Annotated in this window: 25 protein-coding genes; 13 read left to right on the top strand and 12 right to left on the bottom strand. The window is 43.7% G+C overall.

The genetic code is table 11. The features are described from left to right. Window positions 1–15: 15 nt before the first annotated feature. The 4 genes from ABDW33_RS03370 (at window position 16) to ABDW33_RS03385 (ending at window position 3,376) form a co-directional block, all read left to right on the top strand. Entirely contained in the window at window positions 16–903 is an 888-nt protein-coding gene (locus tag ABDW33_RS03370; protein ID WP_343688653.1) for a metallophosphoesterase, read from the top strand. A gap of 142 nt (window positions 904–1,045) precedes the next feature. Next, on the top strand, window positions 1,046–1,945 hold the full coding sequence (locus tag ABDW33_RS03375; RefSeq protein ID WP_343688654.1) for an NAD-dependent epimerase/dehydratase family protein: 900 nt from the start codon (window positions 1,046–1,048) through the stop codon (window positions 1,943–1,945). Then, on the top strand, window positions 1,926–2,816 hold the full coding sequence (locus ABDW33_RS03380) for a helix-turn-helix transcriptional regulator (protein ID WP_343688655.1): 891 nt from the start codon (window positions 1,926–1,928) through the stop codon (window positions 2,814–2,816). Before ABDW33_RS03375 ends, ABDW33_RS03380 begins: the two co-directional genes overlap by 20 nt. Beyond that, window positions 2,807–3,376, top strand: coding sequence for a hypothetical protein (locus ABDW33_RS03385; RefSeq protein WP_343688656.1), 570 nt, complete (start codon window positions 2,807–2,809; stop codon window positions 3,374–3,376). The genes ABDW33_RS03380 and ABDW33_RS03385 overlap by 10 nt, the downstream gene beginning before the upstream one ends. On the opposite strand, the gene ABDW33_RS03390 is transcribed toward ABDW33_RS03385, so the two are convergent. Further along, on the bottom strand, window positions 3,366–3,509 hold the full coding sequence (locus tag ABDW33_RS03390) for a hypothetical protein (protein WP_343688657.1): 144 nt from the start codon (window positions 3,507–3,509) through the stop codon (window positions 3,366–3,368). The two genes, ABDW33_RS03385 and ABDW33_RS03390, sit on opposite strands and share 11 nt — an antisense overlap. Before the next feature lie 78 nt (window positions 3,510–3,587). Here ABDW33_RS03390 and ABDW33_RS03395 point away from each other — a divergent pair, with 78 nt between their 5' ends. After that, window positions 3,588–4,406 (top strand): hypothetical protein, encoded by an 819-nt coding sequence (locus tag ABDW33_RS03395; RefSeq protein ID WP_343688658.1) that lies wholly within the window; start codon window positions 3,588–3,590, stop codon window positions 4,404–4,406. A gap of 313 nt (window positions 4,407–4,719) precedes the next feature. Then, complete coding sequence (locus ABDW33_RS03400; protein WP_343688659.1) at window positions 4,720–5,106, top strand: hypothetical protein; 387 nt, start codon at window positions 4,720–4,722, stop codon at window positions 5,104–5,106. On the opposite strand, the gene ABDW33_RS03405 is transcribed toward ABDW33_RS03400, so the two are convergent. The 3 genes from ABDW33_RS03405 to ABDW33_RS03415 form a co-directional block, all read right to left on the bottom strand. After that, a complete protein-coding gene (locus ABDW33_RS03405; RefSeq protein WP_343688660.1) occupies window positions 5,103–5,693 on the bottom strand; it encodes a phosphatase PAP2 family protein in 591 nt (196 codons plus the stop codon). The genes ABDW33_RS03400 and ABDW33_RS03405 overlap by 4 nt on opposite strands. 320 nt (window positions 5,694–6,013) lie before the next feature. After that, complete coding sequence (locus tag ABDW33_RS03410; protein ID WP_343688661.1) at window positions 6,014–8,176, bottom strand: cellulase family glycosylhydrolase; 2,163 nt, start codon at window positions 8,174–8,176, stop codon at window positions 6,014–6,016. A 174-nt stretch (window positions 8,177–8,350) separates the two neighbouring features. After that, window positions 8,351–9,373 (bottom strand): alpha/beta hydrolase, encoded by a 1,023-nt coding sequence (locus tag ABDW33_RS03415; RefSeq protein ID WP_343688662.1) that lies wholly within the window; start codon window positions 9,371–9,373, stop codon window positions 8,351–8,353. A 203-nt stretch (window positions 9,374–9,576) separates the two neighbouring features. On the opposite strand from ABDW33_RS03415, the gene ABDW33_RS03420 reads away from it, so the two are divergent. Both ABDW33_RS03420 and ABDW33_RS03425 read left to right on the top strand, forming a co-directional pair. Beyond that, window positions 9,577–12,048: a TonB-dependent siderophore receptor gene (locus ABDW33_RS03420; RefSeq protein ID WP_343688663.1), complete on the top strand. Its 2,472-nt coding sequence runs from the start codon at window positions 9,577–9,579 to the stop codon at window positions 12,046–12,048. Beyond that, window positions 12,048–13,160 carry a PepSY-associated TM helix domain-containing protein gene (locus ABDW33_RS03425; RefSeq protein ID WP_343688664.1) on the top strand — a complete coding sequence of 371 codons (1,113 nt, stop codon included), beginning with the start codon at window positions 12,048–12,050 and terminating at the stop codon, window positions 13,158–13,160. Before ABDW33_RS03420 ends, ABDW33_RS03425 begins: the two co-directional genes overlap by 1 nt. Before the next feature lie 91 nt (window positions 13,161–13,251). Here ABDW33_RS03425 and ABDW33_RS03430 read toward each other — a convergent pair whose 3' ends face one another. From ABDW33_RS03430 to ABDW33_RS03445, 4 genes are all read right to left on the bottom strand, one after another. Next, window positions 13,252–14,244, bottom strand: a complete 993-nt coding sequence (locus ABDW33_RS03430; protein WP_343688665.1) for a hypothetical protein — start codon at window positions 14,242–14,244, stop codon at window positions 13,252–13,254. A 221-nt stretch (window positions 14,245–14,465) separates the two neighbouring features. Further along, window positions 14,466–15,251: a zf-HC2 domain-containing protein gene (locus ABDW33_RS03435; RefSeq protein WP_343688666.1), complete on the bottom strand. Its 786-nt coding sequence runs from the start codon at window positions 15,249–15,251 to the stop codon at window positions 14,466–14,468. Beyond that, complete coding sequence (locus ABDW33_RS03440) at window positions 15,190–16,245, bottom strand: hypothetical protein (RefSeq protein WP_343688667.1); 1,056 nt, start codon at window positions 16,243–16,245, stop codon at window positions 15,190–15,192. Before ABDW33_RS03440 ends, ABDW33_RS03435 begins: the two co-directional genes overlap by 62 nt. Before the next feature lie 303 nt (window positions 16,246–16,548). After that, on the bottom strand, window positions 16,549–16,950 hold the full coding sequence (locus tag ABDW33_RS03445) for a helix-turn-helix domain-containing protein (protein WP_343688668.1): 402 nt from the start codon (window positions 16,948–16,950) through the stop codon (window positions 16,549–16,551). A 63-nt stretch (window positions 16,951–17,013) separates the two neighbouring features. Here ABDW33_RS03445 and ABDW33_RS03450 point away from each other — a divergent pair, with 63 nt between their 5' ends. Continuing rightward, window positions 17,014–17,832 carry an enoyl-CoA hydratase/isomerase family protein gene (locus ABDW33_RS03450; protein WP_343688669.1) on the top strand — a complete coding sequence of 273 codons (819 nt, stop codon included), beginning with the start codon at window positions 17,014–17,016 and terminating at the stop codon, window positions 17,830–17,832. 109 nt (window positions 17,833–17,941) lie between these two features. Here the strand turns inward: ABDW33_RS03450 and ABDW33_RS03455 are convergent, their stop codons facing one another. After that, window positions 17,942–18,886, bottom strand: a complete 945-nt coding sequence (locus tag ABDW33_RS03455; RefSeq protein ID WP_343688670.1) for an NmrA/HSCARG family protein — start codon at window positions 18,884–18,886, stop codon at window positions 17,942–17,944. 86 nt (window positions 18,887–18,972) lie between these two features. Between ABDW33_RS03455 and ABDW33_RS03460 the strand changes: the two genes are divergently transcribed. Beyond that, complete coding sequence (locus tag ABDW33_RS03460) at window positions 18,973–19,347, top strand: helix-turn-helix domain-containing protein (protein WP_343688671.1); 375 nt, start codon at window positions 18,973–18,975, stop codon at window positions 19,345–19,347. A gap of 26 nt (window positions 19,348–19,373) precedes the next feature. On the opposite strand, the gene ABDW33_RS03465 is transcribed toward ABDW33_RS03460, so the two are convergent. Together ABDW33_RS03465 and ABDW33_RS03470 are read right to left on the bottom strand one after the other, a co-directional pair. Further along, entirely contained in the window at window positions 19,374–20,225 is an 852-nt protein-coding gene (locus ABDW33_RS03465) for a helix-turn-helix transcriptional regulator (RefSeq protein WP_343688672.1), read from the bottom strand. Between the two features lie 23 nt (window positions 20,226–20,248). Beyond that, window positions 20,249–21,223: an amidohydrolase family protein gene (locus tag ABDW33_RS03470; RefSeq protein WP_343688673.1), complete on the bottom strand. Its 975-nt coding sequence runs from the start codon at window positions 21,221–21,223 to the stop codon at window positions 20,249–20,251. 138 nt (window positions 21,224–21,361) lie between these two features. Here ABDW33_RS03470 and ABDW33_RS03475 point away from each other — a divergent pair, with 138 nt between their 5' ends. The 3 genes from ABDW33_RS03475 to ABDW33_RS03485 all read left to right on the top strand — a co-directional run bounded on the left by ABDW33_RS03475 (window position 21,362) and on the right by ABDW33_RS03485 (window position 24,538). Next, on the top strand, window positions 21,362–22,225 hold the full coding sequence (locus ABDW33_RS03475) for a helix-turn-helix transcriptional regulator (protein WP_343688674.1): 864 nt from the start codon (window positions 21,362–21,364) through the stop codon (window positions 22,223–22,225). A 66-nt stretch (window positions 22,226–22,291) separates the two neighbouring features. Further along, complete coding sequence (locus tag ABDW33_RS03480) at window positions 22,292–23,392, top strand: FAD-dependent monooxygenase (RefSeq protein ID WP_343688675.1); 1,101 nt, start codon at window positions 22,292–22,294, stop codon at window positions 23,390–23,392. Between the two features lie 111 nt (window positions 23,393–23,503). After that, a complete protein-coding gene (locus ABDW33_RS03485) occupies window positions 23,504–24,538 on the top strand; it encodes a DUF6340 family protein (protein WP_343688676.1) in 1,035 nt (344 codons plus the stop codon). Window positions 24,539–24,576: 38 nt separating this feature from the next. Here ABDW33_RS03485 and ABDW33_RS03490 read toward each other — a convergent pair whose 3' ends face one another. Next, window positions 24,577–25,329, bottom strand: a complete 753-nt coding sequence (locus ABDW33_RS03490; RefSeq protein ID WP_343688677.1) for a glucose 1-dehydrogenase — start codon at window positions 25,327–25,329, stop codon at window positions 24,577–24,579. Window positions 25,330–25,392 lie beyond the last annotated feature (63 nt).

The raw sequence follows: 25,392 nt of genomic DNA on the forward strand, positions 1-25,392 counted from the left end.
TTTAACTTTGCCGGGATGTTAAGAAGAACCTTATTCAAAAGAATGGGCGGCCTTTTACTGGCGCCTGCTTTGCCACTGGGTAGTATGGCTGCCGGTGGATCGAAGCCTGCCCTGCGCATAGCACACCTGACAGATATTCATTTAAAAGACAAGTTTGATGCGCCCCGTCGTTTGCGGGATTGTTTACACCATGTACAATCGCAGAAGCCGAAGGTAGATTTTATACTCAACGGGGGAGACCTGGTTTTTGATATGAATAAAGAAGATCAGGCTACGAATGAAGCACAGTGGAAGTTAGTGAAGGGAGTATTCAAATCAGCGTCTGATTTGCCGATGTATTCAGTGTTGGGCAATCATGATATCTGGTGGAAAGAGAAGAATGAAAAGGAATATGCATTGCATCAGCTGGAAATGGCAAAACCTTATTACAGCTTTGTAAAGGGAGGATGGAAGTTCATTTGCCTGGATAGTGTGCACCTGGATATCGACAACACCTGGTATATTGGAAAGCTGGGAGAAGAGCAGTTTCATTGGTTGGAAAATGAATTGAATAATACGGATAAGACAATGCCGGTATGTGTTTTGTCTCATATCCCAATACTTACAGCAACGTTAATGATCGAAGATAACATTGTTAACAAATGGACGATGTTAGGCGGTGATATGCATACGGATACAGCGGCTATTATCGGTTTGTTTTATAAACATCCGAATGTGAAGTTGTGTTTGAGCGGACATATTCATTTAAGAGATAAGGTGGTGTATAACAATGTGACTTATATCTGTAATGGTGCGGTGAGTGGAGCCTGGTGGGAGGGGAACAGGCGGGAGACGGCACCGGGGTATGGGTTGGTAGATTTGTATGCAGATGGAACGTTTGTAGAAGAATATGTAAATTATTAGAAAAGGGTTGCCGATTTTGGCAACCTTTTTTGTTTGTGGGGTTAACCACCTCAGTAACCTGTATGAAGTACCATAAATACCGAAAATAACTCCATTCCTTCGTTATCATGACGCCGACCTTTGATGCATAAAATCATCCAACATGAAAGTATTTATCACAGGCGTCAACGGATATATCGGTGGTACAATTGCCAATTTGTTAATAAGCAAAGGATATGACGTGGCCGGTCTGGTTCGCCGCCGGGAACTGATCGCGCCGCTGGCGAAAATGGGCATAGAAGCAATTGCCGGTACCATAGATAATGGCCCATTATTGCAGCAAGCTGCTGCAAATGCAGATGCAGTTATTCACACGGCTTCTCATGTAGATCCTTACAGTATTGATATCCTGCTGGAAACATTGAAAGATACAGGTAAGACATTTATCCATACGTCAGGCTCCAGCATCCTGGGAAGAAAGGAATACGGTATTGCTTCCCGCTTTATCTACACCGAAGATTATCCGATTGCACCGCGTGTGGAAAGGGTTGCCTGGACAGCGATCAATCACCACGTATTACAGGCAGCAATCACTGGTATCCGTACGATTGTTATCATACCCACCATGGTCTATGGCATTGGGACAGGTCTGCATAAAGAGAGTATCCAGCTACCGCTATTATGGAAAAATGCCCTGGCGAAAGGTAAAGGTATCTATGTGGAGAAAGGAGAAAGCATCTGGTCGAATGTACATGTTGCTGACCTTGCTAAGCTGTATCTGAAAGCTTTAGAAAAAGCGCCTGCGGGCAGTGCATATTATGCAGAGAATGGCGAAGCCAGCTTTAGGGAAATTGCAGCGGCGATGAGTACAAAGCTGGGGGTGCAGGAAACCATCTCACTTTCTATGGATGAAGCGATCCGTATTTTTGGCGCAGATATGGCCCATTATGGTCTTGCATCCAACAGCAGAGCTTCTTCTGACAAAGCCCGTCAGATGTTAGACTGGCAACCGTCAATAAATAGTATCTTTGATCATATAAAAAATGAGATCAGCGAAGCATAAAATACCTGTCATTACGGGCAGAAATTTCCGGGATAAATATTTTTATCCTGCGGAAACAGGCGGGTATCAGGGGCTGTTCGACATTCACCGCAGGGAAGACGAAGCGTATCGTTGCCAACCGCTCATTACTGCTAACAGGCTTGATTTCTATATGGTGGTGCTGGTAACAGGCGGGGAGGGCATTAAGACCTTTGGTACCAAGGAATATTACATCCGCAAGGGTATGCTGTGTTTCATTGCTCCGGGTATGGTGACTAACTGGGAGTCGATAGTAGACGAGCATCAGGGGTATATTATGACATTCGATGAGCAGATCTTACCTAACCTGCATACGTTCCCGTTCTTCCAGGTAGACGGTTGCCCGGTCATTACACTGGATGAAGAACAACAACAATATTACCAGCATTATTTCGGGGAAATAGAAAAAGAATACCAGTCAGATCGCCCGCGCAAAATGGAACTGGTAAAAGCATTGCTGACTGTTGTTTTAATAAAAACACAGCACTTATACAGCGTGACTGAACCGGTTGGAGGCAGTAATGCAGCTATCCGGCTGACAGCAGCATTTATGGCGTTAATTGATAAGGATTTTGGGCAGAAATTATCAACTTACGCGCGTTTACTAAATGTTACACAAAATCATCTGAATGATACAGTGAAGGCGGTGACAGGTAAAACACCCGGTACACATTTACATGAACGAATTATCAGGGAAGCCGCACAATTACTGATCCATACGCAACTCACAATCGCTGAAATCTGCTACAGGTTAAATTTCGCAGATCAATCTTATTTTATTCGTTTTTTCAGGAAATATACAGATCTTACTCCCGGACAATACAGAATATCCCAAAAATACCCATGGATTTAGCATTAGTAAGAGATACTTATGCCCGTATGACAGATGCGGAGCTGCTGCAATTGCTACGATACAACGCTGCCGGATTAACGGAAGAGGCGTTGGAAATAGTGAAGGAAGAGGTGTCCCGCCGGGGTTTGAATCCCGGGATAATACATACAGTGGCATTGCAGAATATGGATTACGCTGGTTATGAGGAAGCGCATTGCCGGTATATCCAATCCCTTCCCTGCCCGGAGTGTGGAAGTGTAGTACAGCACCTGAACGGAACGATGACATATGTCGTACATAGCATCATTGTCGTGACCCAGACAGAGAAGCAGCTGGCAGTAGCTTGTCCGGATTGCCTGGACAAGAAAATTGATCAGGCAATGTTGACAACACTGAAATTTGGCTGGTGGTCATTTCACGGGTTTTTCTTCACATTGCGTGCACTTATTTTGAATTTTAGAAGCAGAGGTCATCACCGGGCGCCGGAGGCGAATTTCAACCTTAAAAAGTGGATTGCAGCGAATGTTCGCCATGTCCATGTGAGCATGGAAGAAGGCGAAATCAGCCCTTTTACCAGATAATAGGCATCTTCTCAACAGGAAATCTTACAGTTTTTCCGGAACGGCGATACTGCTGCTGATAGCGGCGGGCGTACCCGTATGCGCCGGTACCTTCCGGGTAAGGGCAGGTACCGGCACCTGCAAAGGTTGCCAAAGGAATTTGCTGCCCCTCTATCAGTGCTGATATTAATATATTTTTATATTATAAAAATATATTATCTTGTGAGTCGCTATGAGATATACATTATTTATCCTTGGAATTACCTTGGGGTTTATTGCTTGTAAAAACTCAGTTGCCGGTAAACCTGAATCTGATATTGAAACCGCCACAGAAGCAGCGCCTCCTGTTGTAGAACAGGATTCTGTCGGCACTTACGATGCGTTGGATACAACCCTGAGTTTTGCCGGTATCTGGGTCAATGAAGGATACGTCAATGACCTGCATATTACCCAGTCACCGCGACTTTGCAGGGCGGATAGTATCAGTTGTATTGAGATCCCTGCACGCACGTTAATGGTCACCAGATATATCAGTGATTTTCATGAAGGTTCCCAGGACATAGTCGTGGTGAAGAGTGGGGATCAGTATCTGTTTACAAGACCAGACCTTGGTAAAGATTATGCTGATACAATTCAGATCCTTTCTCCGACAAGGATTAAAGTGTGTGATACCTATCTTTATAAGTTAGTGAAGGGAGATGTGAAGAAACCTGACTGGGGTATACTGGAAGAGTTATTGTTTAAAGGAACATATCATCTGGAAGATGGAAAGAGGGTCATATTTGCGGAGAATGATACGATTATGGGATTGGATCAGTTTACGCATTACACACCTGTTATCGATGATAATTGGTATACTGATATTGAGAACGATGTGGATTATATAGAGTTCGAAACGAGTGAGAATAAGAAGGTGAAATATGGATATAAATTTATGATGGATACGCTGACAATTTTTCAGACGAAGTGTTTGCAGCAGAATGGAAGAACGAAGGCGTGTACGTTTGAGACTTATGGGGAAAAGATGTATACTTTGATAAAAGAAAAATAGTTACCAATAGCCGGGTTACCGGTTCAGAGAGGAAAATCGCTTTTGCCGAAGGTAAAAGCGATTTTTTTGTTCTTTTAAAACGCGGGAGCACCGTTGTTTATATCGTCCGTCTGCCTTACCAGGGCGCCTTTATAATTGGTTTATACGAAAGGAGAATGGATTTAATTTAAAGAGGAAATTCTAAAAAAAAAGATCACTTAAAAATAATTTCAATCATTTATTCCAAAATTTCACATTCTAATTTTATATACTATATTTGACTCTTTAATTTTAGCATATCGAAAGGCCTAATCTGAACGTGAATTCTGAGACTATGAAATATACCATCCTTTTCGCATCAGCATTTATGCTAGTGACGAGTTGCAGACAGCAAGCCATAGATACTGCCAATAGTGACAGTAGCTTCTCTCTCGAATCGGCACCTCCCATTGCAAAGCAAACCGATGATGCAGATGTGCTGAAAGTGTATGTCGAGAAAAACGGCACCATCTTCGCCAATGGCACTCAGGTCACCATCGATAAACTGGATAATCAATTAAAACAATTAAAAGAAAAGAACGGTATTGTCTGGTATTCCAGGGATAATCTTTCTGATGATCCTTCCCGGGAGGCCATGGCTGCCGTGAACATAATACTTCAATACGAAATAAGCGTAAAGTTTTACGCTGATAAGAACTTTACAAAAGCAGCAGATTTTTAATGTTTGTCCGGGCGTATAAATCCTAAGGCAAATGAAGTTCCAACACCTAGTAAGGCACCCGTTGCCACATCTGTAGGATAATGTACTCCCAGGTACATCCGGGAATATCCGATCGCCGAAGCCCATATCATGGAAGGTGCTATGATATACCATTTGGGATACGCCCTGGCCAACGCTGTTGTAGCACTGAAAGCAGAAGATGTATGGCCCGAAGGAAATGAATAGGACGTAGGTTCGTACACTGCTTTCAGTCTTACATTACTCACAAAAGGCCTGGGACGTTTTACAATTACTTTAATCAGGCTGTTCAACAGGAAGGTAGTAGCTGTACTACTGGCTATGTACAAAGCATTCTGTTTCATATCGGGATCATTTTTGATTAACCCCGCTGTCAGTACAACCACTGGAATCCCCACATCCACATAATCATTCATATTGGAAATAGTGCGCCACATGTTGGTTTGCCCCGGTGTGCGGTGAGCTGCGAGATCTTCTAACACACGATCATCAAATTGTTGCAATCTGGATTGGGCAAACGTACCAGGGTGCAGGAAGATTAACAATGCCGGAATAATATACCATTTCATGGGAGCAAATGTACTCAATCCGGTTTTAAATAACTCATTCAGGTATAGCAATGGCAATTGACGAAGGGGGCAGTTGCCATGGGAGCAAATGTACTCAATCCGGTTTTAAATAACTCATTCAGGTATAGCAATGGCAATTGACGAAAGGGGGCAGTTGCCATGGGAACAAATGTATTCAATCCGGTTTTAAATAACTCATTCAGGTATGGCAATGGCAATTGACGAAAGGGTCAATTGCCATTGCGGATGTGAAGTTATTTTTTAAATTATGAATGAATTGGTAAATGATCGTATGGTAAAGAAGGGATAAGAGCTGTCTGCTACTCTTTGATAAAGCTCGCTGCCACCTGCTTCACGCCGCCGATCACCACAAAGTACATGCCCGGTTGCAACCCTGAAACATCCAATGTCTGCTGTTGGCCTACGACTACCTTTTTCCTCACACCAGAAAGGTCGTAAATAGTAATATACTTACCTGTTACATCTATCCCTGAAAACCGGATTGTAGTTTTGGCAGGATTAGGAAAGATCTTAAATGCGCTACCAACATTTTTCTTCATGAACGTATTGGCGATTGCCGCCGGATGTAATACAAATTTTACGGCATCAGCTATCACATATCCATTCGCTGAATCATTCCGTATCACCACATTCCCCGTCGTTCCCGCTGCAAAATTATACGTACCTAAATACTTCCATACGCCATTATCTATTTGCTGATTAATCCGGTAACTATCTGTGCCTCCATCATAATTCACATCTACAGGAGTATTTGAAGCCCTGTTAGTACCAGAAGCCCATCGCATGAACACATCATAGGCTCCCGCTACCGGAAGATCAGGTGTATATCGCATGCTCTTTCCGCCTGTTGCTCCTGTATTCCCATCTGTTGTATAATTCGTGCCATAATACCCTGGAACCGAGGTACTGCCACCCCACGTACCGGTAGCCACCGCTGCTGTATTATCTACATAAACGATGTCAGCAGAAGGCATGTCTTCAATCACATGTGCCATTGCACTTTCTGCACTTCCTACAGCGGATATCCTATAATAATAATTGACCCCATTCGTCACCGCTGCATCTGAATATGTTGTACCTGTTAGTCCCGAAGCAATCAATGTATAGGGGCCTGCTTCAGCAGTCGCCCGATATACATTATAACTGGTTGCACCCACAGCGCTTTTCCACCAGTTTAACTGCACTACCTGGTTACCTGCTTCACTTGTGAGGAACATGGGCAGATCTGGCGCATAGCCTGCACTATTGGTAGTTGCATGTACTTCCGTACCATTATTCACCAGATAGTAGTAAGTGGTATTGGCGGTAAGCCCGGTATCTGAATAGTTAGTCGAACTTACCGTATCAATGATACTATAAGGTCCTCCGCTCACCGTACTTCGTTTTATTTCGTAAGTAGCTACTGCTACATCTGCCGGCCATGACAAGTTGATAGCTGTCGCTGAAATCCCATAGGCACTCAGGTGATTGGCCTGTGGCTGATCTGAATACTGTTTATCTGCAAACCACTGTTGCATAAACTGTCCCTGGTTTTCACCATTCATCAGGTTCCAGCTCCAATCGAAATACTGCGGTTTCCAGTAATTATCAAAAATATACCCGGTGAATCCAATTTCCGGATGTGCATCCATGTAAGTCCTGAATGGTGTTCCCCAGGCAGTAGTGGTTCCATGTGTTACCCCGTCAGAGTAGTTGCTGTTATCATTCCAGCCAAACTCTGTCAGCATCACGGGAATCGTCTGTGCCGATGTGCCAAATTTCGTATTCAGATTGGTTGCTGTTGCGGCCCCCTGATTAGGATAGATATGATACACATACACCAGGTTGGCCCCCGTCATGGGATTCGCTGCCGCGCTGTTGACCCTCGTACTCCATTGTGGACCACCCACCAGGATAATATTCCGGGGTGCCACCGCTCTGATCGTATCAATGACCGGCTGTATATAGCTTTTCCAGGTAGTCCATACATCCGGATTGATCGGCTCGTTATATACTTCAAAGAGAACATTGGGTGTATTGGCATACTTTGGGGCAACGTATTTCCAGAAGTTCATGACAAACACCTGCGGTATACCACCTGGACCATAATTGGAAACAAAATGCAGGTCAACAATGATATACAATCCTTTAGCGATTGCCTGCTGTACGTAAGGGTCGATAATGTCCGTAAAACTCTGTGCCGGATCACTCACTTTTGCACAGGTCACCTGCAATCGTACAACGCGTGAATGCCATCCTTTGCCTGCATCCGACTGCCACTGCAGCATTTCACTGATAGGTTTGGTGGCACAGGTGGTGCATTCATTGTTATGCTCCGGGGCCAGGATGGATACTCCTCTCAGTGTAACATTATTCCCGCTGGAATCTTTAATGCGATTACCGTCAACATGTAGCCACGGTACCTGCGCATGACCGGTAATACAAAGTAATAGGAATCCGAATAGTAGATGTTGGAATCTCATAAGAAAGTGGAATTTAAAAGTGAACAAACAATATTTCAATTTAAGGAAATGGAAAAGTTTCGGCTATATAATAAGAAAGTGGAATTCGACAGTGAACAAACAGTATTTAAATTTAAGGAAATAAAAAAAGCTTCTGCTATAATCAGAAGCTTTTTTTTATGCATAATCAATTACTTATTCGCAATTCGCTATCCTTGGGTTATCAGTCGACCCACAGGGAAAGAGGTATTTGCTCTGTGCAAAGGCAGGTGTGGGGTTGTCAGTGACTGCCAGTGGCGTCATTCCCTGTGGCAGACTCACCTGTGCGGCTGAACCATTGCCCAGCGCTGTGTTCTTTGCCGTCGCATTTCCATTAAAACTGTAATCGATCATCGCATCCAGTAATCTATATACTACATAATAGTCGTACGCATCATAGGCTGTTCTTGTATTCGGCAGATCATGGGCAGCCGTATAAGTATATCCATCTACTACGCTTTGCTTCACCAGGATATAATCTTTTTCCGCATCTGCAATATTGATATGTTTAAACATGTCTATCGACATTCTGTGATCATTCGTCACATCATCATTATAAACCTCTGAAATAAGCTTGGTATTGGACGGAAAACTTTGTAGCTGTGTGGCTGTAATATTGTAAGAATACCACTGCGCCATCGTAAATATAAACCGCCCGTTCTCGCCCCATCCATTCTCTACAAACCCTTTATATGCGAGCGCATAAGAAGCTCCTCCCCCGAATGAATGTCCCATGAATCCTACCTTTTTGGTATCAATAATAGTCGGATAGTTAGTCACCGCCTTCAGAAAGCTCTGCCACAAGGTATTGTACCGGGAATCAACCGTGACCCCTGTAGTAGGATAGGGAGCAAACACCACTGCATAACCTTTCCTGGCGATAAAGTTATACAATCCAATATTATAGGAGACATCTTCTCCGCCATATGGATGTGAGTAAAAGATCACAGGTACAGGTCCGGTTGCTTCTTTAGGGTAAAATAAAGTGACTTTCTTGCCACTATAAGTAGGACTGTCAAAACTCACACTTGCTACAGTGTAAGTGCCATCTGCTCCATATCCGCTGGCAGGTCTAGAAACAGGACCTTGCAGGTCGTCGTCGGTATTAGTCACAGGGGAAGTGTCTGATTTTCTGCAGCTACTGCAGATCAGCATTAGGGCGATTAGGAACATTCTCATGGTAGTAGATAATTATACGGTAAAGAAAATAAAAATTCCAGAGAGAATTTTACTAATCGGGCTCAAATCGCTTATTTGTTTGGTGAAGCTGATATTCCCCCCGGTCAGCTAATTTTTTCCTTTTGCGTAAATGAAATTCCGCATTCGCATAACCGTCAGCCGGTTAAGTTGTTTCCTTTGCACCTTTAAATTATATTCTGTACATGCTTCGGATTACTAGTATTTTGGCCACAGTCCTGCTGTTTGCATCTTTTTGTGCTTACGCGCAGCATAGCATCAATGGTACAATTAAAGACATTAATAACCAACCACTTCAGAAAGTTAGTATTTCATTAAAAGGCCATAAGCACAGCACTTCCTCTGATGGAAATGGTGCATTTCATATAGAGGACCTGCCAGCTGGCAAATATACCATCCACTTCTCCCATACTGGTTTTCAGGGGCAGGATGTTGTATTTAATACAGATACTGCTATGCCTGTGAGTGTAGTATTGTTGCCATCTCTGGAACAGTTGCAAACGGTAGAGATCACAGGGCGTAAAGAAATAGGGTATAAAAACACCAATACTTTCATTGGTACTAAAACGGCTACCCCGTTGAAAGATGTACCGCAATCTATCTCTTATGTTACAAAAGAACTGATTCAGGACCAGGCAGCTGTGAGAATCGGTGATGTTGTAAAGAATATGAGCGGCGTAAACCAGTTTACCTTCTATGATGACCTGACCATTCGTGGTTTTCGTATCAATGGAGGTAGCACCACACAGCTCATCAATGGTATGCGTACTTTTACCGGCTTCTGGAAACAACCCATGGTAAATTACCTGGAGCGGGTGGAGGTGATCAAAGGGCCTGCGTCTGCATTGTTTGGCAACTCATCTCCCGGTGGTGTTATTAACCGTGTGACCAAGAAGCCATTGGATGAAGACCGTAAGTCACTCAGCTTCACAATGGGGAGTTTTAATACTACCCGTGCGCTGTTAGATTTCACCGGTCCGCTGAACGAGGATAAGACTATCTTATATCGCCTGAACCTGGGCTATGAAAATGCAGAGTCATTCCGTGTATTACAGTTCGACAAAAACCTCGTAATTGCGCCATCTGTATCCTTCCTGCCTAATGAAAAGACTCGTATCAACTTCGATGCGGTATATAATAAATCCAATAGCCGACTGGATCGCGGTCAATCCATCTATAAAGGACAAGACCTGTATTCAACGCCTATCTCCCAGTCACTCAACGCGACTAACGACTACCTGAATGAAGAGACCTATACCGTGATGGTTTCATTGAATCATCAGTTCAACAGCCGGCTGGCTTTCAATCTGGCTTATCTGCGTACAGGTTATACAGAAGACCTGCTGGAACACAGAAGTGCAAATACCAACGCTGTGGATGCGGATGGTAATTTCATCTCCAGTTTAATTGCCCGCCAGGTATTCGTGCGTAAAAAGAACCCGGCCAGCGCTAATGCCAGTGCCTACTTAACATACGATGCCAATACAGGCAATGTGGCGCACAAACTGATGGGAGGATATGACTATTCACAGTCTACACTATCCCCGGGTGCATCACAGATGACGGCGACTAACTATCAGCTGAAAGCCGGCGGCGTAGCCCCTTATAAGGCTTCAAATGCTGCAGCTTACGTGATGTATAACTATACAACAGCAAGTGGCCAGGTGATCAGCATTCCAAAGCCTAACGTACCTTCTTTCGATCTGCTCAACCCCAACAATGTATTGGAAGACATGAACAGGTATGTGTACGTTGCACAAAACAGTGCAGTACAACCTGCTTTCAATAGCTTAGGAGGTATGTACCTGCAGGACCAGATTAAATTTGGGGCATTACAACTGTTAGTAGGTATGCGTTACGAAACTTATACAGACAGACCTAATTATAAGAAAGCGAACGAGAAAAAGGTGAACCAACATGCGTTCCTGCCTCGTCTTGGTCTTGTATACAGTGCAACAAAAAATATCAACGTATATGGTGTGTATACAAGAGGATACAATCCACAGGATGCAGCTATTCAGAGTAACCCGGCATCAGGCGGCCCATTTGATCCGATTGAAAGTGAGTTGATAGAAGGCGGTCTGAAAACGGAGTGGCTGGAAGGTAAACTGACGGGCAACCTGTCGGTATACCACATTATCCAGAAGAACACATTGTACCTTGCCGGCGTACCGGAACAACCCGATTTGTATACCCAGGTAGGTAAAGAAAGAGCACAGGGCGTGGAACTGGACATCACCGGCCAGATCACGAAAGACTGGAATATCATGGCGAACTATTCATATAATGATGCAGCTATTACAAATGCCAAGGGAGCTGACAGTGTAAATATCGACCGTCAAAAGCCCAATGCACCCAAGCACCAGGGAAATATCTGGACGAAGTACACCATTCCAACCGGTAAAGTAAAAGGCCTGGGCCTCGGCATAGGTGCGAACTTTGTAACGACCCGCAATGTATCTCTTAATTCAACGGAGACGTTACCAGGTTATGCCCTGCTGAATGCAGCTGTGTATTACAAAGTGAATAAAGTACAGTTGCAGGTGAACTTCAATAACCTGACGAACAAAATTTATTGGGTAGGTGGTTACGATTACCTGCGTCTCTTCCCGGGTGCACCGAGAAGCTGGCAGGCAACCATTTCATATACATTTTAATGATGAAGAAAATATTAGGCTGGTTACATTTATGGCTGGGCATTACTTCAGGGATAGTTGTACTGATAGTAGCGCTGACAGGAAGCCTGCTGGTATTTGAAGAAGAGTTGGAACATACGTTCCACTCTTCGTTTTTTTATGTAGCACCACCAGCACATGCAGTAAGGTTACCACTGGATCAGCTGGTGATGACTGTGCAGCAGCAATATCCCGGGTATAAAACCGGTAACATGAAAATAGAGCCGGCGCACAACCGCACTGTCATCTTCCAGCTGCTGAAAACGAAGACTGATCAGCTGTACGTATCCGTCAATCCATATTCCGGACATATTATAGCTGCGACTCCGGCCAGCAAAAGATTCTTTACAATCGTGCTCCAACTGCATCGTTACCTCTGTATGGGGGCAACAGGTAAGGTCATAACGGGTGTTTCCTGCTCCATATTCGTCTTGCTTACCCTCAGTGGACTCATACTATGGTGGCCGAAAAGAAATAACCGGAAGCAGCGTTTCCGTGTGAAATGGAATGCCTCGTTCAAAAGGTTGAACTGGGATTTACATGCAGTGTTTGGTTTTTACGTTCACCTGGTATTACTTGTCATCTCTTTGACGGGGTTGGTATGGAGTTATCAATGGGTGAATGGATTATTATTCTACACTTTCAACGGAACTTTCAAGGCGGAGAAGGTAACGCCACCTCCCAGCGTGGCGCAGGAGGGGAGCGGTTATTTTGAAAAGATCTACCGTAAGACCAATGAAACACTACCCTACAGCGGGCCGGTGACGATCAGCTATGGGAATGATACTTTAGCGATAGCTGCTTTTAAAAACGACCTGGCAGCGGCTACCGCCAATACATATGATTTTCTCTACTTCGAAGCAGGTACGGGCAAGCTGTTGAAAACACGCCTGCACAAAGATGAAAGCGCGGGTATGAAAGCCAGGAGGTTAGTATATCCTATTCACACAGGAAGTATTTATGGCTGGCCAACCAGGGTTATTGCTTTGATTAGCTCATTAGTGGCTGCTTCACTGCCTGTTACAGGAGTGTTGATATATTTGGGACGGAAGAAAAAGAAGCCGGTTGTTCAAAAGAAATGGGCGATGGCGTAGCTAACATACGCCCTATTCAACGTCTTTATTGAAGAGGTGCCAATCGCGCTGGAAGTTATGCTCTTACAGTTTTTACATGTCAGGTACTTCATCAGGTATTATGTTTAAGCACACTTTTCAGGATCTTCAGCGCACTTTTGGTATCCTGCGACAGACCTGCTATAATGTCTCTGAATCCATATAACAGGTTATCCAGGTTGTTCTTCTCGCTTTTCCAATCTATAAATCCGGCACTTTGCGGCGTCTTCGCAAACCCTTGCAGAAATTCATATTTAGGGTGATTGAAAAGTGAATTGATCTGCTCCTGTAATTCTTTAACCTGTTCTTTCAGTGTCGTGTTGTAAAGGTTGAGTTTATCATTCGTCAGCTGATCAGGATGCCTGTCTTCCTGTTCAATCCATTGCAGCTCGAGCTGCAACATGGTGAGGAGGTCTTCATTTTCTTTGGCTATCACCAGCTGTTTCATCAGGTCTTCTTTCAGTTGAATCCTTGATGGATCCTGCTCCAGGTCAGGATGAAAAAACTTGGCCAGTTGCCGGTAGAGTTGTTGAATATTCTTTCTGCGCAGCGCCTCTAACAATCTTTCCTTTTCTTCCTTATAGCGTTCACGTTTATTAGTTGTAACCGGCGCAGGCAAAGTTTCCTCGCTGGCAGCCGCCGCGCGTAGTTTGGCCAGGTATTGCTCGTTGATATCATGATAGGTCATGTCCGAGAGGGCATTGAAGATGTCCAGCAATTCGCCCTCCGGATCACCCTGCTGATACCTGAAAATGTCCTGCAGCATGTGCAGGATCAGGAGGCGCAGGGCTTCCTTTTCGTGGTCGGAAAGCCCCTTGGAAATAGTCATGAACCCGTTCATAAGTATCACCAATTGGCCCCGCAGTTCAGTAAGCTGTTGTACGAATGGATAGATATGTTTGATGTAGTGTTGCCGCTGCCTGTCCAACACAGCCGTTACTTCAGCCAGTTGCCGGCGGAGATGGGCGATTTGCTGTATCAGTTTGTTAAAAGTCTTCTGCTCTTTGCTGAGACCTGGTTTTTTGATACTCAATTCCCCTGGGCGCTTATCTAGTTCCTGTGACATACTGTCAAAAATAGCAAAAGCCCGCGAACTTCACGGGCTTCTGTACTTATTTGATCGATCTGTGCCAGGGTGATGCAAAAAAGGCCCTTTTTGAAAAGGTATATCATGCTGCCCGAATGTACAGAGCGTTGTTTATGAATTGATCTACTTTATAGGTCGGTGGTCGATTATAGTAGTGCAAAGCCGGTTAAGATGAACTACAGCGTGCTTAGCCCTTGTGCTTATAAATTGTTCAATGCTAACTGCGCTCTTTTTTTCATCCGTCCATCCATCTTCACCAATTCTTTAAACATATTCCTCGCCTGTACTTTCTGCTTTTTATATTTAAAACACATGGCCAGTTGATAGCGGGCCAGTTCCCCATAATCGCTGGCAGTGTCTGATGTTAATTTTGTCAACAGGGGCATCGCAGCATCAAGATTACCTTTGTAATAATGCGCCATGGCTGTTTTGAAGATAGCCTGACCTGTTGCAGCAATGGCACTGTCGACTGGTAAAACAGAAGGTGCGGCTGCTGTGCTGTCGTCAGTCGCAACTGTATCAGTATGCGCTGCACCAATAGATGCCATTACGGGTTCTGCTACAGTATTAGTCTGCAAAAAAGATGGGGGCCGGCTATCTGTTCGAACCTGTTGGGTGATCAGGAAAACAAGACCTGTTACAAGCGCCACCGCTACCACGCTCCAGAAGTAAGTGAGAAATCTTTCCTGGGTTTCAATCTTTTTCTGATAACGTTCAGTTTCATACACCGGTGCAATTGCGTTGCTGGTACGAATGAATTCCTGAACTTTTGCACCCATTGACTGGTATTGCGAATGGTACTTGGGCTTTTGAAGTATTTCTACAGCACTGCTGCAGAGCTCACAATTCACAAGATGCTGTTCGAGGAGGTGTTTTTCAACATGGGTTAAACGACCATCAACATAACGGGGGAGTTGATCTTTGCTAAAACAACGAACCCTGCTGAAGATCTTTAATATCTTGTCCTTGTTTTCGAAATGTTGCATATCCTTGGTTTATATCTTGTGCTTGTTTGTGTGAAAATTGGGATACAGATGCCTCTGATTGCACCAGTACTAATGTTGATGCTGCAGATGTTGGTTGGGTATTTTCTGATTTGGCAGATACCAATACAAGTGCCGGACCTTGTTTCTGCTTTTTAGGAATAGCGTTTTCTGGTACCAACCCCGGTCCTTGTTTCTGTTTCTTAGACGTGGCTTTTTCTACTATCAGCACCGGGCCCTGTTGTCGTTTTTTAGACGTCGTCGTCTCTGCTACCAATACAGGATCCTGTTTTTGTTTTCTTGCAGCGACTTTTTTTACTACCGATGCTGGTGCAGCAGCGGTCTCCTCAACAGTTATATAGTCCGGCTTCACGTCTTCTACTTCCTTCTCGGAAGGTTCATCCTGCTTTACAAGCCTGTTTACTTTCGCATATTCTAACTTATCTATAATCAGCGAGGCCAGTTCCTGTTTGGATCTTTTGATCATTTTCCTGATCTTATCCATTGTATATTCTCTTTCTGCTGCTATTTCAGCAAAGGTCTTCTGATCAAAATAGAACTCTTTCAAAATTTCTTTGTGAGAAATATCGAGTTCCTCATAAGCTGCCTTCATTGTAACCGTCAGCTCTTTTCTTTGCAGCAGATTACTGTTCGCTTTGTCCGCTTTGTTCTCAAGTCTGGTAATATCGCTGGACGCGGAAGTAGGAAAATAATAGGTATTCCTGGCTTCCCGGCTACTTTGTGATTTAATAAAGAACTGCATCCATTCTCCTATTCTGGGGATCGTCTGTGTATGCAAACTTTTGAAAAGCCTTTGTAATAAAGATGGAAAAAATTCTTCCGGGGTATTATCATAATTGTTTAAAGAGGGTAAGGAGACCGCTGCGAGCAAATGGCTATATCTATCCAGTAAAATTCCTGCTGCTTCCTCATCTTTTAATTTTCTTGCCCTGGCCATGAGCTCATTGTCTGGCAAATTTGCAAGTTGATGTAGCATAGATCTAATTAATATTTATAAATAGAAATATAAGGGAAAAAAACGCATTGAGGATTTAGCCAATAAGTATGCCGTACCTGGGCTGAAAATGAATAGTGTACTGATATTCAATTGAATGGTAAGATGGGGTAACAGTTGCATAAGGGATAAATTATATGTGAATTTCTACGGTACGGATCGGCCATTATTCAAATGCACAACGATCCAATTGAGTAGAAATCAGACCATTGTAGTTTACTAAAGCCGGCATACGAGCCTGTCACATATTGGGGAAACAACGGTTACAATTTGAGGAATGGAACCTTAAACTTCATGTATGGAAGTAGTGCTAATCGCTTTTCGATGTGCTCTTCCCCAATTCACGAGACTTTCAACAATAGGATATAATGACTCACAATACGGCGTCAATGTGTATTCTACCTGTTTCGGAAAATCCGGGTCTTCATTTCTTTGCACGAGATTATTTAACTCCATTATCTGTAATTCTTTTGACAACATGGAAAAAGTAATACCTGGTATACTCTGGGCAATCTCCCTGTATCTGCGCAATCCGTTGTGCAAGGCTAATAAAACAGGCATCCGCCATTTACCACTTAATACATACAGTGCATCCTGTGCATATCTGATCTCTTTCTCATCTAATGTCGTACAGATGTAAGACCTTATCTTATTTTCTTCCATAAACGATGTGCTATAGTCTACCATAGCATTTTTAAAAACAGTGATGATCGCAATTACTTTTGTAGAGTAAATTTAAAACTTTGTCAAATGACAGCAAATTTATTGCAACTTAACATAGCAGATGGCGTCGCCAGAATTACTTTTAATAATCCTCCGGTGAATGTGATGAGTGGCTCACTGATGCGGGCTTTAAAACATCTGCTACATGAACTGTCAGGTAATAAGGAAGTGCAGGTAATTGTATTCGATAGCGCTAACCCGGACTTTTTTATCGCCCATGTAGATATCAATATCCTTGATGAACAGGAGATCTTGGATGAACTTCAACAGTCAGCACCGGAAGGTTTAAATTTATTCCAGGCAATAGGTGAAATGATCAGGGCACAACCACAGGTCACTATCGTAAAATTGAAAGGTATTGCACGTGGTGGAGGTGCTGAGTTTGTAGCTGCCGCGGATCTCAGTTTCGCTGCTTTAGAAAGCGGAAAATTGTCACAATGCGAAGCATTGATGGGCATTATTCCCGGTGGAGGCGCTACCCAATATCTTTCTGAAAAAATGACCCGTGGCCGTGTATTAGAAGTAATATTAGGGGCTGACTTATTCGATGCAGCGACAGCAGCTGACTATGGTTGGATTAATCGGGCAATCCCAGGAGCAGCAGTAGACACATTCGTTGATCGGCTGGCAGCGCACATCGCTGCATTGCCGGCAGGAGTAATAGCAGCGGCCAAAAAAGTGTTATCTCCTGTAAGAAATATCGAAGGCTTCAAGTCTGAAAATGAAGGCTGGCAATCATTGGTCTTTCAGCCAAGGACTGCTGAGATCATGACGAAAGCCATGCAGAATGGCGCTCAAACAGTAGCAGGTGAACTTAAAATAGAAGAACTGCTGAGAAGTATATGATAATAGAAGGTTGTCTCATAAGTACACAGAATAATTCACGATGAATTGGTTCCCGCTCATAACCGAATAAAACCGGCAGCTCGTACTATTAGAGACAACCTTTCTGTTTTTAATAGCTAACCTGTTCTCCCTGCCAACCTGTAGTACGGAGGAATTGTTCCCAATTCAGACTGTCTGTATTAATCTTCCTGCTCCAGTTCAGGTCACGATCTTTGGTATAGTACCCATATTCAACAGCATACTCCGCCATTCCCATGATCTCGTCTACCAACAGTTCATTCGTTCCATATGCTGGCAGCAGCTGCAAGAATTCCTTTCGGGTATAGGCTGCGCCATACACTGCTTTCCTGCCTGTTACTTTCACAAAGGTATCCACCATCTCCTGTGGTGAAATAATATCTCCAATCACAGGCATACCTTTACCTGCATATTGCTCTTTATGCAGAAGAATTTCCAGTACAGCCGGACCTGTTGCTGTAAGCGGATCTACAAACGGTGCACGAAAATCCTTCGGTAAGTAAATAGGGAATACCAGTGTATCGCCCTTCATGACAGGCGGATAAAACTCCGGTAAATTGGTATAAAAGAACGCCATGTAGATGAACGAACTGGTAACAGGAAGTGTACGAATATATTCCTCTACATGGGCTTTGTCTGTAAAGTGTGGCGCGAACTTTCTTCCGCCGGTAATTTTATCTACATTCTCCAGACTGCTAAATATAACGTGCTTTACTCCTGCTTCTACCGCTGCGTCTGCCAATTGTTTGCCCAGTTCAAACTCATGTGTTTGTGGCGGTGCAATGCCTGGTGTCATCATAAATATACTATCCGAACCACGAAATGCTGCTACGTATGCTTTATGATATCCCAGGTCAAGCGGTATATTTATTAGTTCTGCACCTCGTTTAATTAAATCTAATGCGGCTGGTGAATCAACACGACGCGTAATGCCACGCACACGAAAACGCCCACTATCCAGTAATGTACGTGCCGCACTACGCCCTTGTTTACCCAGAATGCCAACGATTGTTACAAGCGGTTTATCTGCTTCCATATGTAAAATTTATAGTTGCAAAACTATTGGGGCTTCAATAAATTTGCAATAACTATCCATTAGGATAGTCCTCTAAAATTGATGTTATGGATATAGAATGTCAAAGTGATTTTATTAAGGTCAACAATAAATTATATCCCTGTACAGTCAGTGTGGCGATGGACCTGGTAGGAGGGAAGTGGAAAGCGGTAATTCTTTATCACCTGAGAGATGAAGAGAAGAGATATAATGAGTTACGAAAAGCATTGCCGGGTGTTACTGAAAGGACCCTGAGTATGCAGTTGAAACAACTGGAAGAAGATGAATTGATTTCGAAGAAAGTATATGGGAAGAAGCCGCCACTAAAGGTAGTGTATAGTTTGACTGAATTTGGGAAATCGTGTACACCTTTGTTAAATGCGATATTGGGATGGGGGAATATGGTGGCGGAGCAAAGAGGAGAGTTTGTAAAAGGAGAGTAGCGAGGCATGTACTTGTCCACACCTCTCTACTCTCTTTCTCTAAACTGCTTCCTGAACCCCAGCGCAGTCATCCCTGTCTCCTTATAAAAAATATGAGAAAAATAAGAGTGATTCTCAAACCCCAATTCCTCTGCGATCTGCTTCACAGTCAGATCCGTGAAGTATAGTAAACGCTTTGCCTCCATCAGCATTCTGAATTTTATCCAGAAAGACACAGTAGAACCAGTTGCCTCTTTCAGCACTTCATTCAGATAAGGTGCTGAAATGTGCAGCATCTTTGCGTAATCGGCGGGCGTCTTATACCTTTTTATATTTTCATTCAATAGCTTTTTAAACTGCATGGCTAACATTGCCGGCCTTGAATTATGGGCGGCCACCTTTGAAGAATGTTGAATCGTAACCGCTGCCATTTCTAAGAAAGCCCGTAACAATGCATGCAAGACCGACATCCTGCTCTCCTGCTCATAAGCCTTACGGTATAAAATACCCAGCAGCTGATCATAGTCCCTGATCTCCGCTGCACTTAAGATAATAGGTTCCTGCACACCTGACCAGCCTTCAATAATATCCCTGCAGGCAGGATCTGCCAACGCAGGATCTACTGCTAAGTACCATCCCCTGGCTTGATGAGTAATAATGCGATAATGTATCTGGTCGGGCAGGATATAATAGAGTGTGTTGGGGCCTACCACCTTTTCCTCAAAATCTACGATCGTTGTGCCCGAGCCTTCCAGGGTAATGAAAAAAATATAATGGTCATCCCGATGTGCGCCTATTTCTTTCGATTGTTTATATGTGGCTGCTTCTCTTTCCGATGGCACCAACTTGAACGCCAGATGACTCTTGTCCTGTAATTTTCTGACTGGAACACGCTTCATGTGGCAAAAATAGCGTTTCCCATCTATTTAAGCCCCAGGATCCTATCTGCATTTAAGTGGGCAATTTGGGCAATCTGATCAGCAGGTAGTTGTAGGTTGTTTAAAAAGTCAACCCCCACCTGGTTACTACTAAATGGATAATCTATGGAAAACATGATATTATTAATACCAATTGTATCAATAGCAAGCTGCAAGGGTGGTTGTGTAAAGATACCGCTGGTGGTAATAAACAGCTGTTCTGTGAATGTCTCAATCAATGTCCGCTTGTTCCTGCCGCCATTTCCCGGTTTGAATGCCCCGTTAGACCTTGACCACATCATAGGCAGCATTTCTCCCATGTGCCCGATAATGATTTTTAACCGGGGATACCTGTCAAATACGCCCGCCACCAGCAAACGTAATACATGTATGGCTGTTTCTGAGTGCCATCCCCATCCATAGCATGCAATAGCATCGTTAGGGCCCGTCATTTCACCTACATTGCTGTAATAAGCATCTATCACTTCGTTCGGTGGTATGCCAGGATGGAGGTAGATGGGTACACCTAACTGCTCCGCTTTTTCAAAAATAGGTGCAAACTTAGGTGCATCCAGAAATTCTCCGTTGATATGCCCCCTGATCATTGCCCCCTTGAAACCGTAAGTCTTTACAGTACGTTCCAGTTCTTCTGCCGCAGCTATCGGAGTTGTGACAGGCAGGAGGGCAAATGCTGTAAATGAGGACGGGTGATCTTTTATCTTCTCTGCCAGCAGATCGTTGTACTTCCGCGCAAAATCCGGGGCCAGGCTATCCGGTAACAGGTATACATCTGTATTCTCTACGGATAGCACCTGTGTAGCAATACCCGTCTCCTGAATGGTACTTAAACGCTCTCCTGTAATATCTGCCAGCTTATCCTGCATCAACCCCAAAGAGCGCCTCTTATCCTGGATATTGGCTGGCAGGAACGCGGTCATTTCCGGGAATGATATATGTTCCTCTAACGTTACTATTCTCATTGTCAATGGTTTTAAATCTATGCAAAGAGATGAAACTAACAGCTGTTCATCAATAAATGAATTGAGGTATTTATATCAAAATTCGAGGTAAGTCCCCAGGTCTTCCATCCACAAGTATGGAAAGTGTATCTTTGACTCATGTCTGGTAAACGCGCATCTATTCCCGTCAATCCCATGGCAAACCAATTCGGTGTTGGTATTGCGATAGAGAAAGTAGTCATTAAGAAAATGGCACATAAAGAACAGGAAGAGGCCGCACGTCCCCATCGTGAAGATGGGCACTCATTCTTTCTCCTCGAAAAAGGAACTGTCACCCTTGAAATCGACTTTCAGCAGTATACCATCAAACCCTCGTCTATTATCTATCTTCACCCGAACCAGGTGCATCGTATCACTGCATTTGAAAATGTAACCGTTTGCTGCTGGTCAATTAATAATGAGCATATTCGTCCTGAATACCTGAAATTACTGGAAGATCTCACACCTGTAAGACCATTGTTATTAAAGAAGGAAACAGTTGAGCTTATTTCCAATTTGGTTACCCTGGGCATGCAGTTGTTTGAGCGAAAGGACGATAAACTCTACCATCCGATGCTGAAAGATAGTTGTAATACACTGGTGGCACTTGCCACTTCCATTTATTTAGAACAGGCTAAACCAGCTCATAAATTATCCCGGTTTGAAATAGTTTCGAAGTCTTTCAGGGATTTACTGGAACGTAATTACACGATCGAAAAGCGTCCTGCGGCTTATGCCCGGCAACTGAACATTTCTATCCCATACCTGAATGAATGTGTCAGGCATGCAACCGGTTTTTCAGTATCCCATCACATACAGCAACGCGTCATTTTAGAGGCCAAGCGTTTACTGGCACACTCTGACAAGGCTATAAAGGAAATTGCGACTACATTAGGTTATGATGATTATCCTTATTTTTCCCGCCTGTTTACAAAAGTAGCAGGAAAGAATCCGGCCGCTTTCAGAAATAAAAACCTCGATTAGTACAGGTATTACTGCGGATAGACCTTATTCAGCTTAACTTACCGCAGTTACTTTGTACAAAAAAAAATGAAACTGGAAAAGGTACTCGTCTCCGGCGCAAGCATAGCCGGTCTTGCAACGGCTTATTGGATGAACAAAGCAGGCTATAAAGTAACAGTCATTGAAATTGCAGATAAGCCCCGCATAGGTGGTACAGCAGTTGATCTCCGGCTGGGAACAATTGACGTGATCAAACGTATGGGTATCTATGAGCAGATAAAATTAAACCAGCTGAACCTGCAACTGATAGAGTTCAGGAATGCACAGGATGAAATAGCAGGGAGCATCATCCAGCCGCGAAATGAAGCCGGGGAGGAAATTGAAATAGAACGCACGCAATTAGTCGGTATTTTATACGAAGCCCTGAAAGATGAAGTTGAATTTGTATTCAATAACAGTATTACCGCATTAAAAGAAAATAGTGAAAGCATCACCGCTACCTTTAAAAGCGGCACACAGCATGACTACGACCTGGTATTTGGCTGCGATGGTACACATTCAGGTGTACGAAAAATCTGGTTTGGCCAGGAATCCGAATATTTACATTTCCTGGGTGCTTATTTTTCTATCTCTATTGTAAACAAATCGCTGGTGAACCCGAACACCATGCAGTTTTATAACACACCGGGCAAAGCTTATATGTTAAACGCCTACAAAGATTTAACCGATATCGTCCTTTGCTTTTCTTCGGAAAAAGAGATTTCCTACGATTACCGGGACACAGCAGCACAAAGAAAGATTATCCTGGAACAGTTCAAAGATCAGCATTGGCGGACCCGGGAACTACTGGAAGAAGTGGCCCATGCAGAAAACTTTTACTTCGATAAATTCTGTCAGATCAAAATGCCATCCTGGACAAAGGGTAGGGTAGCACTGGTGGGAGATGCGGCATATTGTGCCTCACCTGCTGCCGGAATGGGAGGATCACTGGCTTTGGATGGGGCCGCAGCGCTGGCAGATGCACTACACAAACACAACGGGAATTATGCATTGGCGTTCCGGGATTACAACAACAACTTACGTCCGTTTATAGAAGAAGTGCAGGCAGAAGCCGAGCTCAATGCAAGAGAAAGGCTGATACTACAAACCGAAGAAGCCATTGAAAGAAGAAACAGGGAAGGATTTTAGTATTTCTGCAAATTTCTCCTTTTGTAAATATTAGATATTAATTTAATTGCTATCTTGCTCAAAAATAATAGCAAAGGGAGCAAATTTGCATTGTAGCTAAACTGCCTATCTATGAAAAAACTGTATATTCTGCTGATTACTGTCGGCTTATATTCCTGTAGTGCCACCAATCACGTCTACATCAGCGTATTACAACCATCCCCCGTCACATTGCCACCGGGTATGAAAGAAGTCGGTATTATCAACAGAAGCCTGGTAATGGAAAAAAATAAGGTACTGGATATCGTTGATAAGGTCATGACCCTGGAAGGGGATAGCCTGGACGCACAGGCATCTCAGGCCAGCGTTATCGGACTGGCAGATGAACTGATCAACAATAAGCGTTTTACAAACGTTACCGCCTTCAACAATATCAACCTGCGCAGCAATGTCCCCGGACAATACCAGGGACCGCTCGACTGGGAGATAGTAGAGCAGATTTGCAGGGAGAAACATGTAGACGCATTGTTTTCACTGGAGGTATTTGATACGGATTCCAGGATCAGCTATACAACGGTTCCTGTCACAATCAGAACGCCATTAGGTAATATACCGGGAGTAGAACATCATGCGAGTATGTTTACAACTGTAAAGTCAGGATGGAGGATCTACGATCCCGTACAAAGGCTGATTCTGGACGATTACCCGATCACCCGCAACATTACGCTGTCAGGTAAGGGAATCAATCCTGTAGCAGCAGCAGGTGCGATCATTAACAGGAAAGATGCTGTGAAAGATGTAAGCAGGAAAATAGGACAGGACTATGCATACAGACTATTACCTTACTGGATCAAAGTGACAAGAGATTACTATGTAAAAGGCAGTGATAATTTTAGTGTTGCCAAACGTAAAGCACAAACCGGTAACTGGGATGGAGCGGCTGTATTATGGGAGAAAGAAACCACTTCATCCAGCAGAACGATAGCGGGGCGTGCCTGTTACAACATGGCGATTATCTGTGAAATAAACGGGCAATTGGATAAAGGGATCGAATGGGCACAAAAGGCCTACGAGAACTATAATAATAAACTCGCGCTGCAATATGTCAATATCCTGAAACGAAGAAAAGAAAGTAATAACCTGCTTAACTATCAGCAGGAAAACTAAAATAAAAGCCTCCGGTATAGTTCCGGAGGCTTTCTTTTTTAAAAACCGTAAATGCCGCCAGAGGCAGTGATCAGCTCACCTGTCATCCACGCCGAATCGTCAGAAGCCAGGAATACCGCCACCTTCGCAATATCTTCCGGTTGTCCGATACGCCCCAGCGGTGTATTGGCTATTAATTGCTTTTCAAATTCGCTACCCATCACACCGGTAGTATGTGTACCCTCCGTCTCTACAGAGCCCGGTAAAAGTGAATTGATACGGACATTTTTTACACCCAGCTCTTTGGACAGTGCAACCGTAATAGTGTCTAAGGCAGCTTTGGACGCAGAGTATACAGATCCTGTGGCCATAGCGAATTTACTGGCCGCAGAACTGATATTGATAATATTCCCCCCTTTGTCTCCAAATAGTTTTAATGCTGCCTGTATCGCTAAAATAGGCCCCAGTACATTGATGTTGAATTGCTGGTGGAAGGATTCCGCTGATACCTGCTCAATAGGCAGGTACTCATAAATACCCGCATTATTTACCAATATATCCAGACCACCAAATGCCTCTTGCGTTGCTGCAAATAACCTGTTGATATCTGCCTCTTTTGATACATCACCCTGTACTGCTATGGCGGTGCCCCCGTTGTCCGTGATCGCCTTCACAACTTTGTCTGCACCTTCTTTGCTGGTGGCATAATTCACTACCACTTTTGCACCGGCAGCCCCGTAATACCGGGCTATAGATGCTCCTATTCCTTTCGATGCGCCTGTAACTATTGCTACTTTGTTCTTGAGTTTCATGTTGTCAGATTTGAGCTACAAAATTAGGGAGGAGGTGTTTATTTTGGTAATTTTGTAACTAAA

It is taken from the genome of Chitinophaga sp., from assembly GCF_039596155.1.
Classification (GTDB): domain Bacteria; phylum Bacteroidota; class Bacteroidia; order Chitinophagales; family Chitinophagaceae; genus Chitinophaga.